Here is a 16639-nt window from a genome sequence, read left to right as displayed (position 1 = left end):
TGCTGGTCGAAGCCGGGGTCGGTGAGCCACGCCTGGATGCGCGCCTTCTTATCGCTCATGTCACCGACAGCGATACGGCAAGCGTATTTGGATTTCCCGAACGCGGACTAGATGACAGACAAGTCTTGCGGCTTGGTCAGTTGGTTAAGCGACGCGTTGGGCGAGAGCCAATGGCGCATATTTTAGGAACGCGAGAATTCTGGAGCCTGCCATTTATCGTGACCCGGGATACGTTGGTTCCGAGACCTGATTCTGAAACATTGATTGAGGCGGTGCTGGAACAAATACCCGATACAACGAAAGCTCTTTCGATCTTGGATTTGGGAACGGGAAGCGGGTGCTTATTGCTGGCGCTGCTCAGCGAGTTTCCGAATGCCAAGGGAGTCGGGGTGGATCTGAGTGATGGTGCGCTCCATATCGCTGGGCAAAATGCAGAAGCCTTAGGATTGGATCAAAGGGCCACTTTCGTGAAGGGTGATTGGACAAGTGATCTAAAGGATCGATATGACGTTGTCATTACGAATCCGCCCTATATTCCAAGCGACGAAATTCAACATCTTGCCGCTGACGTCGCCTCGCACGAACCCGTGTCAGCGCTCGATGGCGGTGTGGACGGCTTAGACTCGTACCGAATGATTATCGCTCATTTGCCAGGTGTGCTGGCTGAAGGAGCCTCTGTTTTTTTAGAAACTGGTGTTGGGCAGGCACCAAGTGTCGCCGCGATGATTCAAGAATCTAGGCTGCAAGTTGTTGATATTAAAAAAGATTTGTCGGGAACTGAACGATGTGTCGTCGGCGCGGAAAAAATTCCTGATGATGTTTAAAAAAAAGGTTGGAAACATCTCGTATCCCGACTACCTTGACGTTGCGTGTGGCCCATGTGGGCCACAGGGTCCCGCGCTTAAGGGCGTTGAAGAGACCCGTTCCCCTCACGCTCATGCACAGCCGTTAAATTATTCGGTTATGCGAATTGCACCAGCTTTGTTGGCTTGGCGCTGAAGAGGGTAAATTCTTTTAGCAATTGAATTTGATGTGATGAAACACACTAATAATGCCAAACGTTCGCGCGGTCGTGGTGGCGGAAAGAAACATTCTTCTAACCGAAACCACAACAGTTATGAAAGTGCCGGTCCGGAAGGTAAACTTCGCGGTAGCCCTCAGCAAATTTTAGACAAATATTTGGCGCTTGCGCGAGACGCACAGACGGCAGGCGACCGGATTGCATGTGAAGGTTATTATCAGCATGCCGAACATTTCTATCGGGTGATAAATACCGACGGTAACCGGCAAAAGAATAATCAAGGCCAGCACAATCAAGGCCAGCACAATCAAGGCCAGCGTAATCAAGGCCAGCGGGGCCAAGGTCCGCAGCCGCAAGCTCAGCAGCCACAAGCTCAGCAGCCGCAAGCTCAGCAGCCGCAAGCTCAGCAGCCCCAGGAGCAGCAATCCCCAGAACAAAAACCTCCGGAGCAAAAATCCCAAGAACAGGCGGATAATCAGCGAGAGTCCAAGCCTCGAGAGGCGGCGACTAAAAGAACTCGTACCAGAAAGCCCAAGGTAAAGCCGGCCGAGGTTAAGAAGATTGATATCGTTGCCGAGGCACCTCAACCCGATGCTGCACCCGTGCAGGCGCTAGAAGATGAAAAGCCCGAGGCGGCTGCTTCTTAAATTCAGAACATTTTATAAATTAATAAAAAAAACGCCCGGCGTGAATTTGCCGGGCGTTTTTATTTTATAGGGCCGCAATTATAGGGGCCGCGATCTATTTTGCGTCAGGCTCAAACCCGGGGCGATAAAGCGGACCCGTGTCTTTTCCATCTGCAGGAATGCCGTGGATATTGTGCGACATGTCCTTGACGACGAAGAAGTAAACGTCTTCTTCTTCCCGGGCGACGGTCGCATGAACCACATTTGCCGGGAAATAGAGCAGCGTGCCTGGACGGGCGACTGATTTTTCGCCGTCAATTTCAACATCCAAAATACCTTTAACGACATAGTTCCATTGTTCGTTCGGATGATGATGCGGTCGGGCACCTGTTCCTTTGGGCTTACACATCAAGCCGACCATTGTTTTTTCCCCTTCGACCACACCACCATGGGTCGCGGCATAGGTGCCACCGGCATGAATGGCGGCCATTTCGTCCAATTGGAAAACATTATTTCCATTACCTGCTTTCAGGGCGCCTTCAGTTTTTGTTTCTTTTGACTCAGCCATGATAATCCTAATTCCTTCACTCTTTGCTTTAATAAATCCGGGGGCTCACCATATGGTGAAATAAGCAACTGTTCAAATCAGAATATAAGTGATCAAATGGATTTTATTGGAGGGCCGATATGTCAGTTGATTCCGTCGAAGATAGTGACGAAAAACCGGTTGCCCAGGACGATGCTAGGCAGGCACTTCGTAATGCCGAAGAGGCGCTTCAACGTGTCCTTGAAGATGAAAATGCCTTCAAGAAGATGGTCAAGCAAAGCGTCCGAGAATTTGCCCACGACATCAAGAATCCACTAACTGCGATGGTCGCCTATAGCAAGGTTATGTCGACCGGAATGTCCGAAGCGGATCAATATCAAAAATATTCTGAAATTATTCACAAGGCGTCACTTAGAATATTGGGACTTTGTGAAGGAATGTTGGAAGGTACAGAGAGCCTGAATATAGATGCCCCTGAAACTGAGATTCCCGAAGATCAAATTCAGGATGTGGATGTATCTGAGGTTATCGAGGAAGTCGGAGCTCTTTACCAGGAATTGGCGGACAAGCGGGGAATTTCGTTAAATTTCGATGTTTCAACTGAGTTCCCGATATTGCATACGGTGCCCCGGCATCTATATCGATCTCTCACCAATATTGTTTCCAACTCGTTGAAATTTACACCCCGGGGCGGCGACGTCTCAATCAATGCCAAGCTTGATAAAAACGACGATGCGATCATTTTTGTGGTGCGCGATTCGGGACAAGGTATTCCTGCGCACCAAATCCCGCATATCCTAAAGCCCTATGAGACGACACCATCGCCCCATGGTGAAAAGGGAACAGGGCTGGGTCTTCCCATCGTTTACCAACTGATGCTCGAACTCGGTGGAAATATGGAAATAACCAGCAAAGAGCACCAGGGTACGACCGTCACCCTGAAATTTCCCAAAAATATGACCCGACCATAATGCGCGGCGGATGAGGCTATTCTGATCGTTTGAAATCGGCCAATTCTTCAAGTACGGCAAGCACGCCTGCGGTATCTTGGTCATGGCGTCCCTGGGCGCGGGCCGCGACATAGATCGGATCACACGCATTTAACAAAGGTGTCGGGCAATCGACCGCATTCGCATGCGACAGGATTACGCTCATGTCCTTTTTCCAGGTCTGCATGGTCATGGTGGCATCGTCGTAGTTGTTCGCAACCATCATCGGTCCCCGAACCTCAAACATGCGGGAATTTCCGGCGCCATCTTTGATAACGTCGTAGATCATCTGAGCATCCAGCCCTGACTTCATGCCCAGCAAAAAGGCTTCTGCCGAGGAGACGTTGTGAATGGAGACCAGCAGATTGGCGACGTACTTCATTTTGCTGCCATTGCCGAATTCCCCGACGTAGAAGGTCGATCGTCCGAATCCGTCGAAAATATCCTGACATTTATCGGCAGCACCTTTGTCGCCGCTGGCGTAAATCGACAGGTCTTTATTGCGTGCTTGGGCACCGGTACCGCTTAACGGACAATCAAGCAGGATCATGCCTGCATCACCGAGGGCTTTATGATTGCGCTCCTTATCTTCGATAGGAAAGGTGCCGGTTTCGATTGCGATCAAGTCCGTGCGTCCCGCCGCAATCAAGCCATCAGGCCCTGTGCAAACCGCATCCAGCGCCGCCATGCTGGGCAGGGAAATAATAACCCGTCCGGCTTTTTCAGCGACTTCCTTGGGCGAGCCCAGGATCGTGCCGCCGGCATCGGCGACGGCGGCGTTCTTGTCCGCGTCCAGATCGAAGCCAAAGACTTCGAACCCTTCCTTGAGCAGGTTCGCAGCCATCGCGCCACCCATAATCCCGAGGCCGACGACCCCAACTATTTTTGTCATCTTAGATTTCTCCTTCAACATTAAATTCTTGGTGTTAATTTCCTGGCGTTGCCGCCCGGTTTTTCTATAGTCGTTTCACGCCCAATAACAGGACCCATCAATATGCCGACCCTCGACGACGACACCCTGCTGATCCCCTTTGGAACGAGTAAATGGTCAGACCGCCGCCTGAAAGTCGAAGACGACGGAAGCTTTCAGTGCATGGCCCCGCATGTCCTCGTGGGGATTTCTGAACGCCAGCCCCTACGCCTGAACAGCGCCCAATACGAATTCATGGAACCGCCTAACCATCGCGAATTGGCCGACCCGGCGGATCAGTTAGAATTCGTGCTGAACCATATGAAAATTCACTGTGATCTGTGGGGCAAGTTCCAAAAACTGTTTCTTGATCGTTACGTCCAGTTTATCGCCGCCCATGTGGAAGAAAACAAGGCCCAGCTTAGCGAATTAATCAAACCGTTCGGCAGCCTCTACCAATATCGCGACTGGATGTTCTCAGCTTATCGCCCCTTACCCCAAGCGCACTTTAATGTTGGTGGTGCCGCGTATGTTCCTGATGACCTCATCGCCGCTGACTTCGCCTTTTGGGGCACAGACGGCGGTATCGCGCTCTACCTGATCAGCTCCCCCCACCGAAATTCCGCTCGCCAAAAGCGCTATGATCGGTTGGAGGCGGCCGGAATCAAGGTCGTCGAAATAGAACAGACGTGCCTGCAACCTGACCAACAAGCGGTGTTCGAAGAGCAACTCCCAGATACCTTCCGAACTTTCTGGAAAGAAGAACCCTTCCCCTCCGGCCCGTTCAAGTCGAATGTGCTGGACGCCAATATTATAAGCCCCTGAACTTAATACAGCGTCCTTCGAGACGCCGCTGACGCGGCTCCTCAGGATGAAGAATTCTACTTGTGATTCGATTGTTAAATAACCCCTTCATCCTGAGGCGACGCGGAGCGGCGGGACTCGAAGGACGAAGGATGGGGGGAAGGACCCGAGTTCGCGGGAAATAAATTCCCACGAACTCGAACGCCTTAGCTTAAATATCGACTTCCATCTCCAAGCAATACAGCCCACCGCTGAACCGATCCACACAATAAACGATTTCGTTTTCGTCGACGAAGACGTCGTTGATTTGGGCGCAGTTGACCCTGGAGTTTTCGGGGTCTTCTGGGATGAAGTGGGCAATCTCTTCTGGCTTGAAGGGGTTGTCCATGTTGTAGACGCGCACACCTGCGTTGAACAATGTCGCGAAGATCGTGTTGGTTGATCTGAACGACGGGCCTTGGCGGTTTTCGTGCAGGTTGTGGGCGCCGAAGCGTCCGCCGCGTTGGCCGAATTCTTCCAGGTCTGGCATTGGCAGGGTGCCGATGGGAACAAGATTGGTTTCTTCCCGCATATCTACGACCCAGTTGAGCTTCGGCCAATCTTCGCCGCCATTGCGCACGCATTCGTCGGATACGATCAGAATGTCCTTATCGAACAGGGGCAGGGCCGTATGCGTAAAGCCTGGGAATGGCGGATGTGGGTTCCAGTTGCTGACCAATTTCGGATGCGCCTTGTCGGAAATATCCAAGATTACCGTGCCGCCATCCAAGTAGCCGACGTAGACTCTGTCAGGCCGTTCCGGATAGACGTTTGTATTGTGGGCGCGGAAGCCTTTGTCCCAAACGGGGTGGCGCGGTGGAGAGTCTTCCGTGTCGCCTTCTTTCGTGCCGGGATACCACCAGCGGCCAACATCGGTCGGCTTGGTCGGGTCCTTCACGTCAATGCAGCGGTAAAACTGCGTGTCTTTGTTGTCGCGCGGAATGTGGTCTGCCGCACCGCCCGCGAAGTGAATGTATTCGCCGTCATCGAACCATAACTGGTGCACGCCCATGGAGCCCGGGCCTTTGCAATCGAAGTACGAAATTTTCTTCGGCTCTTCGGGGGTTGAGATATCAAATAGTTCAATCCCCGCTGGCTCCATGTCCAACCCCGGATCACCCATGCCACCAGGACCAATTGTCTGATAGGCCACGGCCATGATATCGCCGCAGGTTTCCAGGGAGTTTGACCGCATGTTTTTGTGCGGCAGTTCCGTCTGGACAATGACTTTCGGGTTCTTGACGTCGGTGACGTCAACGCCGGTGAAATTCTTTGGTGCGCCTTCGTGGGCGAGCCACATGATCCGCCGCCCACCCTTGGCGACTTGCATGGACATTCCTTCACCGATCCCACCAAACCCAGTCAGGGTATTGTGGCTGATCAGTTTCATATTCTTCGATGATGCGTCAGGCATACTGTCTCAATCCTCTAACTTATGAAATTTGCTAGAGCACTTTAACAGCACGAAGGGCAGGGATGAAAGCCCTACAAATCAGAGTTTTACGGTGTGAACCGCCACGGGGGATAGGGGGGCGGGAGAGGGAGAGAGAGGGAGGGAGGGGGGAGTATAGAAGCGACCGCTTCCAGCCGAAGCTGGAAGCGGTGCTGTTCGTCAATTAGTCGGCGTTAATTAATCAACGCCAATTAGTCAGCAACGGACAGATTTTCGGCGGAAGACTTGCCGTTCTGACCAGGCTGAAGTTCATAGTTGACCTTCTGCCCTTCGTTCAATGTGCTCAGACCGGCGCGCTCGACGGCTGAAATGTGAACGAATGCGTCTTTAGAACCATCTTCCGGCTCAATAAATCCAAAACCTTTAGTGGGGTTAAACCACTTTACTGTACCAGTAGCCATAGTAATTTCCTCTAACAAGAGTCTGTGTTCCGCACATCACACCATGTGACGTTACGGTAAATTTCGCGCTCACATTGTTAGTGGATAACTAAGCTAATCGGCATGCCGGTTTTGACGCCAGCGATCTAGGTAAGCCCAAACAAATGCAACACGTATGGGCGCTATGTAGCGTGTTTTTTGAAAAAGTCAATAACTTCTGAGACTTGTCACAAAATATTGAAATCGCACCGATTAGGATTGAGGCATGAAATTCCTTTTACGAAAGCGCACACATGACTACGATGCGGCCCCTCACTATCGCATTTTTAAGAACAGGAGAATTCCAAGTGCCCGCATACTGGCTCGCAAGAGCACACATCGTCGATCCGGTCGAATATAAGAAGTACACCGATCAATTGCCGCCGATCTTTAAAAAATACGACGCTAAGATTTTAGCACGGGGGGCCCGTTATGAGTCCCTGGAGGGGCCAGCGAATTTCGAACGTTATATCGTGATTGAATTCCCGACTTTCGACAAAGCCGTCGAATGCTTTCATTCCGAAGAATACAGCAGCGCCGCTGCTCACCGCCGAGGGGGCGCCGGGGTGAACGAACTCACCATCGTCGATTCAGGTGATATGACAGAGCAGCAACTGGCAGCTGCGATAGCTGACAAAGATTAAACTGAATTAACCGCGTCCAACGCCGCCTCTAGATCATTAAGTTCCAGGTTGCGGGTGATGAAGACGACGCGTGTGGTGTGGTCGTCATCCGGCCAGGCATTGAGCTTGGCCGGCGGGTGGAATACGTGCTGAACCCCATGGACCACGACGGGACCGTCGCTGCCTTCAACGTTAACGATGCCCTTAATCCTGAGCAGATCGTTGCCGCGCAGTGAGATAATAGATTCAAGCCAAGTCTTAAAAGCCTTCCAATGGATGGGCTTGTCGTAAACCAAACAGAATGCGCGAATTTCGCTGTTGTGGCGGTTCACGTCGACGTGGTCGTGCCCGTGATTATGATCGTGATTATGATCGTGATTATGATCGTGATCATGATCCTCGTCATACGCACCCTCCTGCAGCCATTTCTGCACATCACCGATTTTGGTCGTGGGGTCATAGACTTCGGTGTCGAACAATTGATCCGGATGAATTTCCCCCATGATGACCTTAAAGATCGGGCTCGCCGGATTGATTTCACGCAGCCGCCCGGTCAGCGACCCTGTCTCATTCGCTGAGGCGATATCGGTCTTGGTCATGACGATTCGCTCGGCAACAGCGGCTTGCTTGACCGGTTCGCCGTATTCGTCCAACTGATTGATGCCGTTGACCGCATCGACGGTACTAACGACGCCACCCAAGCGAAATTTTTCAATGCAGGCGGGATCGCTCATCACAGATTGCATGACGGGCGCTGGATCGGCCAGACCCGTGGTTTCAATCACGACCCGATTGAACCTGGGCAGTTCGCCGATCTCAACCCTGTGCAATAGATCGTTTAAGGTATCGACCAGGTCGCCGCGGATTGAGCAGCAAATACAGCCCGACTGCATCAACACGGTGTCTTCGAACGCGGAATCCACCAGCAGGTGGTCCAATCCAACTTCGCCGAATTCGTTAATGATCACGGCGGTCTCACCCATGTCATCGTGATTGACCAGATGGTTCAATAGGGTGGTTTTCCCGCTGCCCAAAAAGCCGGTGATGATGAAAACGGGGATTTGTTGATCCATGGTATCAAAACCTAAGAGTGTTGCCGAAGGCCCTAACATATAGGCCGAACACCAACTATGCAAAGAAGTGCACTGGGTGAAACCCGGGTTCGTTATTGCAGCTAATTGGGGATTGAGGTACCCTCCGTTCACAGTTTTAAAAGGATGTATTTTCATGATTAAGGTGGCGGTTATCGGTCTCGGTTGGTGGGGCCGTCATATGGTAAAATGCCTTCAAAGCGGCGACAGCGGCTTTGATTTGGTACGGGTTGTCGATGTGAATTTAGACGGTGCAAAAGACTTCGCGGCGGAAAAAAACGTGCCGTTGTCAGGGGATTATCAAGATGTCCTAGATGATGCGGACGTCGATGCGGTCATTCTAACCACGCCTCAGCAGACCCACGAAGATCAGATCGTCGCGGGGGCGGCAGCAGGCAAGCATGTGTTTTGCGAGAAGCCTTTGACCATGACCAAGGCCGGGGCTGAACGTGCGGTCGCAGCGTGTAATGATGCCGGCGTACAGCTTGGGGTCGGCCACGAACGCCGGTTTGAGCGTGCCCTCGTGGAAATTCGTGATTTGGTTAAAAAGGGTGACCTTGGTACCATCATGCATGTTGAATGCAATTCCAGCCATGACAAACTGAAAGACTTAAAAGCCGATGATTGGCGCGTGCAGCAGTCTATTGGACCCTCCGTCCCAATGACCGGCATGGGTGTTCACATGACCGATTTATACGTCGATATGTTCGGCAAGCTGGAATCGATTTATGCGGTAAAGACCAGCCGTGTAGTTGACCATGAGGGTGGCGATGTCGTCGCAATTCAGTTGAATTTTGAAAGCGGGATGACGGGATCAATTTCATGCATCACGGTCACGCCGTTCTTTTACCGCTATCAAGTATTTGGATCTGAGGGTTGGGCGCAGGCCATTGATAGTGCCCACCCAGATGACACGTCCAGCATCTCGACATTGACCACATGTTTTAAGGCAGGTGAAATCAACACCAAAGAATTCACATGGTCTGATACGGTCACGGCGAACCTAAAGGCCTTTGCCGCAGCCGTCGAAGGGCGCGCCGACTATCCCTTTAGCGACGAACAGAAGATCAACAACGTCGGTGCCATGGAGGCAATCGTGAAATCGATTAAATCCGGCAACGTCGAACAAGTGTAGTAATTATATTTTTTTGGGGAGGACATCATGATTAACGCAGCCATTTACGGCATCGGGCGGTGGGGCCAAAATCTAGTTAAATCGGTTCAAGGGAATAGCGACAAGATTAACTTTGTCACTGGTATCACGCGAACACCCGATAATCATGCCGACTTCGGCAGCGAAATGAGCCTATCCATTAGCGACGACTATGATGCAGTGCTGGACGACGAAAACATTGATGCTGTGGTGCTGGCAACCGTGCATTCTCATCACGCTGAGCAGATAAAATTGGCGGCTGGCGCCGGCAAACATGTGTTTTGCGAGAAGCCGCTGGCGCTGACAAGGAATGACGCAGAAGAAGCCGCCCAGGCGTGTGCGGCGGCAGGCGTCGTCCTTGGGGTTGGTTTCGCCCGGCGGTTCCTGCCTGCCTTCGCAGATATGAAGCAGCTGATATCAGAAGGTGTGATCGGAGACATTCTACACTTGGAGGCGATGCACTCAGGCCCGACTGGTTACCGTACGGCGCCAGACAGCTGGCGCGCACTCCGATCGGAAAACCCCGCGGGCGGCATGGCGGCCAGGGGCATTCACAACTTGGACATAATGATTGAACTTTGCGGGGAAGTTTCCAGCGTGTATGCCACAAGCGATCATCGCGCCATCGAAAATGATATGGACGATGCAACGTCAATGATGTTCCAGTTTAAAAACGGTACGACTGGGTATCTGTCGACCATCTTTGCGACGGGTAATATTTGGCGCATGTATATAATGGGCACCAAGGGCTGGCTGGAAATGCGCGGGGAACACTGCCTTGTGGTCAGCGATCTAGATAACGTTACCGAAACGCGAAACTATGATGAAGCAGATACTTTAAAAGCAGAATTGGAAGCCTTTGCGGATGCATGTAATGGCGGGGATGCCTTTCCTGTTCCAGTGGACCACGTTGTCCACGGTATTTCGGTGTTAGAGGCTGTCGATGAATCTGCTAAGTCGGGAACCAAGATCGAGGTCGAGTAGCCTTCCAAGCAAATAATTTGGGGATTTTGAGATGGCGAAAATTACCGGCGGATGCCTTTGCGGATCGATCCGATATGAAATTGAAGGAGATCCGTTTCGGATTGCCAATTGCCACTGCGATGATTGCCGTAAGGTGACGGGCTCAGCCTATGCAACCAACCTCTTTTATAAAGATACTCAGATCACGCTTCTTCAGGGTACGCCAAAGAAATTCAACCACACGGCGGATAGCGGCAATGGCATGACTAAAGAATTTTGCGGAGACTGCGGGTCACAGGTCTTTGGGACAGGCGCCCTTCGCCCCGGCGTGCGGAATGTGAAAGTCGGTACCATTGATAATGCGGATTTTGTAAAACCTCAGGTAAATCTATTCATCACGCGCGCGCTGGGCTGTACCCATATCGATGACGAACTGGCGAACTTTGACGGAATGCCTCCACCCGCCTGATTGGTTTCCCAGCTTGATTCTTTTCAACGTCTTGCAGCGCCCTAAATTTAAACCATATTTAATTCGAACAGGCCTTAACGTGTTATAAGGTTTGGCCTGATAACCCTAAGCGGACATTTTGTCGTTGGGGTCAGGAGAAAAGTCGAGGCGTTTCGCGTTGCCGGGAATCTGGGACAAGGGACGTCGTTGATCGAAAAGGACAGATTATGGATTTGGAAAAATTCACAGAACGTTCGCGCGGGTTCATCTCAAGTGCGCAGCAATATACGCAAGCGCAAAGCCACCAGCAGTTCTCTCCCCTGCACCTGCTGAAGGTGATGCTTGATGATCCGGAAGGCATAGCGGCGGCACTGATTGAAAGCTCCGGCGGGCATCATAAAACCGCCGTCCGACATCTTGAGGCTGAGCTTCATAAGCTGCCAAAAGTTCAAGGCGACAATGTTCAAACATACTTGAGTTCAGAAATGGCGAAGTTGATGGATGACGCCCTAAAGCTCGCTGAGAAATCCGGCGATAGCTTTGTGACGGTTGAACGCTTGCTGCAAGCGATCTCACTCTCATCCGGAACAGCGGCCTGTACGGTTTTGGCGCACGCTGGTGTCACACCCAAAGCCCTCAATCGCGCCATCGAAGACATGCGCAAAGGAAAGTCCGCTGACAGTGCCAGCGCCGAGGAATCATACGACGCGCTGAAAAAATACGCCCAAGACCTGACGGAGATGGCAGCCGAAGGCAAGATCGACCCGGTCATAGGCCGTGATGAAGAAATCCGCCGTACCATCCAAGTGCTATCCCGAAGGACGAAAAATAACCCGGTCATTATTGGCGAACCCGGCGTTGGCAAGACCGCCATCGTTGAAGGCCTGGCCCAGCGCATCGTCAACGGTGATGTGCCGGAAAACCTTAAAGACAAGCGACTGATGATGCTCGACCTCGGAGCCCTTGTTGCCGGTGCCAAGTTCAGAGGTGAATTCGAAGAACGCCTTAAGGCGGTGCTGGGCGAAGTCGTCTCCTCAAACGGTGACATCGTGTTGTTCATTGATGAGATGCATACATTGGTCGGTGCCGGTGCCGCGGAAGGCAGCATGGACGCATCGAACCTTTTGAAACCCGCCTTGGCGCGCGGTGATCTGCACTGTGTCGGTGCAACGACCCTTAACGAATATCGCAAGCACGTGGAAAAAGATGCCGCCTTCGCACGACGTTTTCAGCCAGTTTACGTCAACGAACCGACAGTCGAAGACAGCATTTCAATCCTGCGTGGTATCAAGGAAAAATATGAACTCCATCACGGGGTGCGCATTTCAGATGCCTCTCTGGTTTCTGCTGCAACACTCTCCAATCGCTACATTGCCGATAGGTTCTTGCCGGATAAAGCCATCGACTTGATGGATGAGGCCTCAAGTCGTCTGCGTATGGAAGTAGATTCCAAGCCCGAAGAAATCGACGAGCTTGATCGCCGCATCATCCAAATGAAGATCGAACGCGAAGCACTAAAAAAGGAAAAGGACAAGGCGTCGAAAGACCGCTTGCAGTCTCTTGAAGACGAACTTGGTGATCTGGAAAGCACGTCTGGTGAACTGACAAATAAATGGCAGTCGGAAAAGGCGGCTCTTGCCGACGCAACCAAGATAAAAGAACAACTCGACCAAGCCCGCATGGCCGCTGAAAAAGCCATGCGCGATGGTGAATACGAACAGGCGGGGGAACTGCAATACAGCCTGATCCCGCAGCTCGAAGAGAAACTCAAGGAAGCCGAAGAGAAAGAAGAACAACATTCTTTGGAAGAAGCTGTTACCCCTGAACACATCGCGACCGTGGTGTCACGCTGGACCGGCATTCCTGTCGACAAAATGCTGCAAGGCGAAAAAGAAAAGCTGCTGAATATGGAAGACGGCCTGCGCCAACGGGTCATCGGCCAGGAAGAAGCGCTGGAAACTGTTTCTAACGCTGTCCGACGAGCTCGGGCTGGATTACAAGATCAGCGCCGCCCCATCGGGTCGTTCTTATTTTTGGGCCCGACCGGCGTCGGCAAAACAGAACTTACCAAAGCATTGGCGTCGTTCCTGTTCGACGACGAACACGCCATGGTTCGGATCGACATGTCTGAGTATATGGAAAAGCACGCGGTTGCGCGACTGATCGGCGCCCCCCCGGGCTACGTCGGTTATGACGAAGGCGGTGCTCTGACCGAAGCCGTTCGCCGTCGGCCCTATCAAGTCATCTTGTTTGATGAGGTCGAGAAAGCGCACCCGGATGTCTTCAATGTGCTCCTGCAAGTCCTAGATGACGGACGCCTTACCGATGGCCAAGGCCGGACGGTCGATTTCACCAACACTCTCATCGTTCTGACCTCCAACCTCGGCGGCGACATTCTTGCGGGCCAAGACGAAGGTCACGACTCTGAAGAAGTCCGCGACGACGTCATGGAAGTCGTCCGAGGGGCCTTCCGCCCTGAATTTCTAAACCGCCTCGACGACATTGTCCTGTTCCACAGATTATTCCGTGAACACATGGACGGCATTGTTGAAATTCAACTGGGCTTCCTGCGGGAACTCTTGGACGATCACAAAATCAGTCTGGACATCGACATCGCGGCTCAAGGCTGGCTGGCTGATGCAGGCTACGACCCGGTCTATGGTGCCAGACCGCTTAAGCGTGTTATCCAAAAATCCCTCCAGAACCCGCTCGCGAGTTTGATATTGGAAGGCAAGGTGGGAGAAGGAGAGACGGTAAATATTTCTGCAAGGGATGGCGGCTTGATGATCAACGGGGAGTTGGCGGAGGCGGCTTAGGAACTCTGTGCTTAATTCGGCGTCCTTCGAGACGGCTGCGTTGCAGCCTCCTCAGGATGAAGAATTTTTTGTGGCTCTAATCGAAAATTAAATAAATATCTTCATCCTGAGGAGCGCTGAAAGCGCGTCTCGAAGGACGCCGAGTAAAGCTGAATTCTATTTTTCCAAAAACGCTTGCGCTACCGCAAAAAATTCTCCTGGCTTCTCCGCGTGCAACCAATGCCCCGCGCCCTCAATAACTTCAATTTTAGCCGCCGGGAACAGACGGTTGATTTCAGGCCCATGGGCATCGCTCATATAGTTTGAATTTCCACCCCTAATAAAGAGCGTCGGCCCCTCATACATGTGTCCTTCGGGAATATCCGGAAACTCGATCAGTTGCCCATGATCTTCCGCAATAACATCCAGATTAATTCGCCAGCGGAAGCCGCCTTCGTCCGCTCGGACGAGATTCTGTAGAAGCAAGCCTCGCACATCCGCTTCCGGGATGGAGGCCGACAACATTTCATCGGCATCTTGGCGACGGGTCAAGGCACCAACATCCATCGCCTTCATCGCATCCAATTCGCCGTGATAGTTATGATTGTAAGACACCGGCGCAATGTCCCCAATAATCAGGCGTTCGAACAAATCAGGCCGGGCGAGTGCTGCGACCATGGAGGCCTTGCCGCCCATGGAATGCCCCATCACCCGCGCCGGGCCGCCAATCCGCTGTTCTATGAAATGAATAAGATCATCTGCCATCTCGCCATAGACCATCCCCGGCACATGTGGGGATTCGCCATGGTTGCGGGCATCGGTCGCGAAGACGCGGTGGGTCTCGGCGAACTTCCCCATTAGTCCCGCCCAGTTTCGCTTCCAGCCGAACAGGCCGTGCAAAATCACCAGCGGCGGACCGTCACCTTGTTCTGTATATGCGAGATCGAGGGTCACGATTTCCCCTCCTATTATTTGGCGTCTGCTAAGTCGTCCCTGGGCTTTAAGGCCGCAAAATCTCGTTCAATCAAAGCACGAGCAAATTGAAAGCGCGCGAGTTCCGAGCCGTTTAGCTTACGTCCCGACGGCATTTTAAGTCGACGCGGATTGACCTGTCGACCGCCCCTAAGAATCTCATAATGCAAATGCGGTCCCGTCGAGCGTCCTGTACTTCCGACATAGCCGATGATCTGGCCTTGGCGGACCCGCTTGCCCTTCCGCATGCCGCGCACCAGACGCCGCATGTGCGCGTATGCTGTCTTATAAGTTCCATTGTGGCGAATGCGGATGTACTTGCCATAGGCGCCATTGCGGCCCGCGTGTTCGATGGTACCACTACCGGCGGCATAAATCGGCGTGCCTCTGGGGGCCGCGAAATCGAGCCCGCGATGCATCTTGGTATAGCCCAAAATCGGATGCTTGCGCCGTCCAAATCCAGAAGACAACCGCGCGCCATCAATAGGCGTCCGCATCAACGCCTTTTTCGCACTGCGTCCCTTTTCATCGAAATAATCAATGTCGCCATTGGCCAATTCATGGCGATACATCGCGTGACGGACTCCTTGTAACGTCAGCGCCGCATAAACGATATCGCCGTTGAAAAAAGCAGGCCCATCGGTTTCGTGCAGCCGTTCAAACATGACCTCGAATCCGTCGCCCGGATGAACGCCGCGTTGAAAATCCACATCCCAGGAATAGGCACGAATGAGCGCGATCAAGATCGGGGCCGATAAACCCGCCCTCAGGCCATCTATATAAAGGCTGTGTTTAATCGTTCCGTCAGCCCGGACAAGCTTGCGGGTCAGCGGCTTTTCTTTTTCACTGGCAGAAAACGTACCATCTATTGCACGGGCGACGATGACCTGGCGATTAAACGCAGGGCTTATCGACAGCGCCTGCAAACGGCCAGAGTTAGAATTTGCTGGGCCAGAAGCCTCAGGCTCTGGTGAGAACTCCATGCGGACTTCGTTGCCGGGTCGAATAAGACGCGGGTTATAATATTTACGCAGCGCATCAATGGCCGCAACCGCTTCACCTCTGCCAATTCCCGCACGGGTCAACATCCCTGCTAATGTATCGCCGGGGCGCGCCCGAAGCACTTGGCTTATGAGTGAGGGAGTCGGCGGTTTGCCAATAGGAGCTGTATGCAAGCTTTTTGGCAGAAGGACAGGAAGGCTGGCAGGCGCTTTTGCAAGAGGCGTCGTGCCATAGCCATGATCGGCACTTTCCAACGCCGTTTGGTCCGGCTGATCAATCAGGAACGTGACCGACACGATGGCCGTGCTGAAGAGCACGATAATGGCCATGATCCCCCTCACCAACATGTCGTAGTGTTCCTTCCCAGGTGCTCTCGTTGCATGTCTGCCCTGTCCCAGGGTCACAACTCGAGTCTTTAACGGCTCTAAAACGGCTCGGACAATGTCTTTTAGACGCTTCAGTGTCAAGACTAGGAGTCCGAATCTCTTAATGGAATCAATCATGTCGCCCCAGGGGTTAAAATATCGTTGCTTGGAAGGCAGCCTTTATTGGCTCCCTATGAGGCTTTTCTGAGACCGATTTGTGAAAAAAAAACGGCATGGCGAATAAAACACGATTTTATCCCCTTGACGGGGTGATTCATGGGGCCTATAACCCGGCCTCTCGCGGGGGCCTTTGTGTTTAGGTTTTCGCGATTTTTGCTCTTTGACATTGTTGTTTAAATGAAGGGATGCGCGGGCGGCGGTTGAGCTGTTTAGGTTTGACTTAAGATGTCTGTGCATTT

General features: G+C 52.4%; 16 protein-coding genes. 9 read left to right on the top strand and 7 right to left on the bottom strand.

The features are described 5' to 3' along the window. Nucleotides 1–824 (top strand): peptide chain release factor N(5)-glutamine methyltransferase (gene prmC / locus HOM51_08315; GenBank protein MBT5034511.1); only part of this gene is annotated, 824 nt, incomplete at its 5' end. Between the two features lie 211 nt (nucleotides 825–1035). Further along, the gene (locus HOM51_08310; protein ID MBT5034510.1) at nucleotides 1036–1668 is read left to right on the top strand and encodes a DUF4167 domain-containing protein; all 633 of its coding nucleotides are present in this window, start codon (nucleotides 1036–1038) and stop codon (nucleotides 1666–1668) included. A gap of 94 nt (nucleotides 1669–1762) precedes the next feature. Here the strand turns inward: HOM51_08310 and HOM51_08305 are convergent, their stop codons facing one another. Next, a complete protein-coding gene (locus HOM51_08305) occupies nucleotides 1763–2215 on the bottom strand; it encodes a cupin domain-containing protein (protein MBT5034509.1) in 453 nt (150 codons plus the stop codon). 119 nt (nucleotides 2216–2334) lie between these two features. Here HOM51_08305 and HOM51_08300 point away from each other — a divergent pair, with 119 nt between their 5' ends. Further along, nucleotides 2335–3165 (top strand): HAMP domain-containing histidine kinase, encoded by an 831-nt coding sequence (locus HOM51_08300; GenBank protein ID MBT5034508.1) that lies wholly within the window; start codon nucleotides 2335–2337, stop codon nucleotides 3163–3165. Nucleotides 3166–3181: 16 nt separating this feature from the next. On the opposite strand, the gene HOM51_08295 is transcribed toward HOM51_08300, so the two are convergent. Further along, nucleotides 3182–4075: an NAD(P)-dependent oxidoreductase gene (locus HOM51_08295; GenBank protein MBT5034507.1), complete on the bottom strand. Its 894-nt coding sequence runs from the start codon at nucleotides 4073–4075 to the stop codon at nucleotides 3182–3184. A 102-nt stretch (nucleotides 4076–4177) separates the two neighbouring features. On the opposite strand from HOM51_08295, the gene HOM51_08290 reads away from it, so the two are divergent. Next, nucleotides 4178–4918 (top strand): hypothetical protein, encoded by a 741-nt coding sequence (locus HOM51_08290; protein ID MBT5034506.1) that lies wholly within the window; start codon nucleotides 4178–4180, stop codon nucleotides 4916–4918. Between the two features lie 190 nt (nucleotides 4919–5108). On the opposite strand, the gene HOM51_08285 is transcribed toward HOM51_08290, so the two are convergent. After that, on the bottom strand, nucleotides 5109–6326 hold the full coding sequence (locus HOM51_08285) for a hypothetical protein (GenBank protein ID MBT5034505.1): 1218 nt from the start codon (nucleotides 6324–6326) through the stop codon (nucleotides 5109–5111). A 254-nt stretch (nucleotides 6327–6580) separates the two neighbouring features. Then, complete coding sequence (locus HOM51_08280; GenBank protein ID MBT5034504.1) at nucleotides 6581–6790, bottom strand: cold-shock protein; 210 nt, start codon at nucleotides 6788–6790, stop codon at nucleotides 6581–6583. Nucleotides 6791–7116: 326 nt separating this feature from the next. Here HOM51_08280 and HOM51_08275 point away from each other — a divergent pair, with 326 nt between their 5' ends. Next, on the top strand, nucleotides 7117–7452 hold the full coding sequence (locus HOM51_08275) for a DUF1330 domain-containing protein (protein ID MBT5034503.1): 336 nt from the start codon (nucleotides 7117–7119) through the stop codon (nucleotides 7450–7452). Here the strand turns inward: HOM51_08275 and HOM51_08270 are convergent. Further along, nucleotides 7449–8504 (bottom strand): GTP-binding protein, encoded by a 1056-nt coding sequence (locus HOM51_08270; protein MBT5034502.1) that lies wholly within the window; start codon nucleotides 8502–8504, stop codon nucleotides 7449–7451. The two genes, HOM51_08275 and HOM51_08270, sit on opposite strands and share 4 nt — an antisense overlap. Before the next feature lie 154 nt (nucleotides 8505–8658). Between HOM51_08270 and HOM51_08265 the strand changes: the two genes are divergently transcribed. The 4 genes from HOM51_08265 to clpB all read left to right on the top strand — a co-directional run bounded on the left by HOM51_08265 (nucleotide 8659) and on the right by clpB (nucleotide 13902). Further along, nucleotides 8659–9657 (top strand): Gfo/Idh/MocA family oxidoreductase, encoded by a 999-nt coding sequence (locus HOM51_08265; protein ID MBT5034501.1) that lies wholly within the window; start codon nucleotides 8659–8661, stop codon nucleotides 9655–9657. A 27-nt stretch (nucleotides 9658–9684) separates the two neighbouring features. Beyond that, complete coding sequence (locus tag HOM51_08260; protein ID MBT5034500.1) at nucleotides 9685–10659, top strand: Gfo/Idh/MocA family oxidoreductase; 975 nt, start codon at nucleotides 9685–9687, stop codon at nucleotides 10657–10659. 31 nt (nucleotides 10660–10690) lie between these two features. Continuing rightward, nucleotides 10691–11107 (top strand): GFA family protein, encoded by a 417-nt coding sequence (locus HOM51_08255; GenBank protein MBT5034499.1) that lies wholly within the window; start codon nucleotides 10691–10693, stop codon nucleotides 11105–11107. Nucleotides 11108–11313: 206 nt separating this feature from the next. Further along, nucleotides 11314–13902, top strand: a complete 2589-nt coding sequence (gene clpB, locus HOM51_08250) for an ATP-dependent chaperone ClpB (protein ID MBT5034498.1) — start codon at nucleotides 11314–11316, stop codon at nucleotides 13900–13902. Nucleotides 13903–14058: 156 nt separating this feature from the next. Here the strand turns inward: clpB and HOM51_08245 are convergent, their stop codons facing one another. Next, nucleotides 14059–14850, bottom strand: coding sequence for an alpha/beta fold hydrolase (locus tag HOM51_08245; GenBank protein ID MBT5034497.1), 792 nt, complete (start codon nucleotides 14848–14850; stop codon nucleotides 14059–14061). Beyond that, nucleotides 14850–16184 carry a peptidoglycan DD-metalloendopeptidase family protein gene (locus tag HOM51_08240; protein MBT5034496.1) on the bottom strand — a complete coding sequence of 445 codons (1335 nt, stop codon included), beginning with the start codon at nucleotides 16182–16184 and terminating at the stop codon, nucleotides 14850–14852. The genes HOM51_08245 and HOM51_08240 overlap by 1 nt, the downstream gene beginning before the upstream one ends. Nucleotides 16185–16639: the final 455 nt, after the last annotated feature.

The sequence above is a fragment of the Rhodospirillaceae bacterium genome, from assembly GCA_018660465.1.
GTDB lineage: Bacteria > Pseudomonadota > Alphaproteobacteria > Rhodospirillales > JABJKH01 > JABJKH01.
This window is presented reverse-complemented; position numbering and strand designations above follow the sequence as displayed.

Bases quoted from the DNA above. Each gene is read 5' to 3' on its own strand.
- HOM51_08255 (MBT5034499.1), top strand. From the start codon at position 10,691: ATGGCGAAAATTACCGGCGGATGCCTTTGCGGATCGATCCGATATGAA.
- HOM51_08270 (MBT5034502.1), bottom strand. From the start codon at position 8,504: ATGGATCAACAAATCCCCGTTTTCATCATCACCGGCTTTTTGGGCAGC.
- HOM51_08260 (MBT5034500.1), top strand. From the start codon at position 9,685: ATGATTAACGCAGCCATTTACGGCATCGGGCGGTGGGGCCAAAATCTA.
- HOM51_08285 (MBT5034505.1), bottom strand. From the start codon at position 6,326: ATGAAACTGATCAGCCACAATACCCTGACTGGGTTTGGTGGGATCGGT.
- HOM51_08265 (MBT5034501.1), top strand. From the start codon at position 8,659: ATGATTAAGGTGGCGGTTATCGGTCTCGGTTGGTGGGGCCGTCATATG.
- HOM51_08295 (MBT5034507.1), bottom strand. From the start codon at position 4,075: ATGACAAAAATAGTTGGGGTCGTCGGCCTCGGGATTATGGGTGGCGCG.
- HOM51_08280 (MBT5034504.1), bottom strand. From the start codon at position 6,790: ATGGCTACTGGTACAGTAAAGTGGTTTAACCCCACTAAAGGTTTTGGA.
- HOM51_08310 (MBT5034510.1), top strand. From the start codon at position 1,036: ATGAAACACACTAATAATGCCAAACGTTCGCGCGGTCGTGGTGGCGGA.
- HOM51_08290 (MBT5034506.1), top strand. From the start codon at position 4,178: ATGCCGACCCTCGACGACGACACCCTGCTGATCCCCTTTGGAACGAGT.
- clpB (MBT5034498.1), top strand. From the start codon at position 11,314: ATGGATTTGGAAAAATTCACAGAACGTTCGCGCGGGTTCATCTCAAGT.
- HOM51_08305 (MBT5034509.1), bottom strand. From the start codon at position 2,215: ATGGCTGAGTCAAAAGAAACAAAAACTGAAGGCGCCCTGAAAGCAGGT.
- HOM51_08300 (MBT5034508.1), top strand. From the start codon at position 2,335: ATGTCAGTTGATTCCGTCGAAGATAGTGACGAAAAACCGGTTGCCCAG.
- HOM51_08240 (MBT5034496.1), bottom strand. From the start codon at position 16,184: ATGGCCATTATCGTGCTCTTCAGCACGGCCATCGTGTCGGTCACGTTC.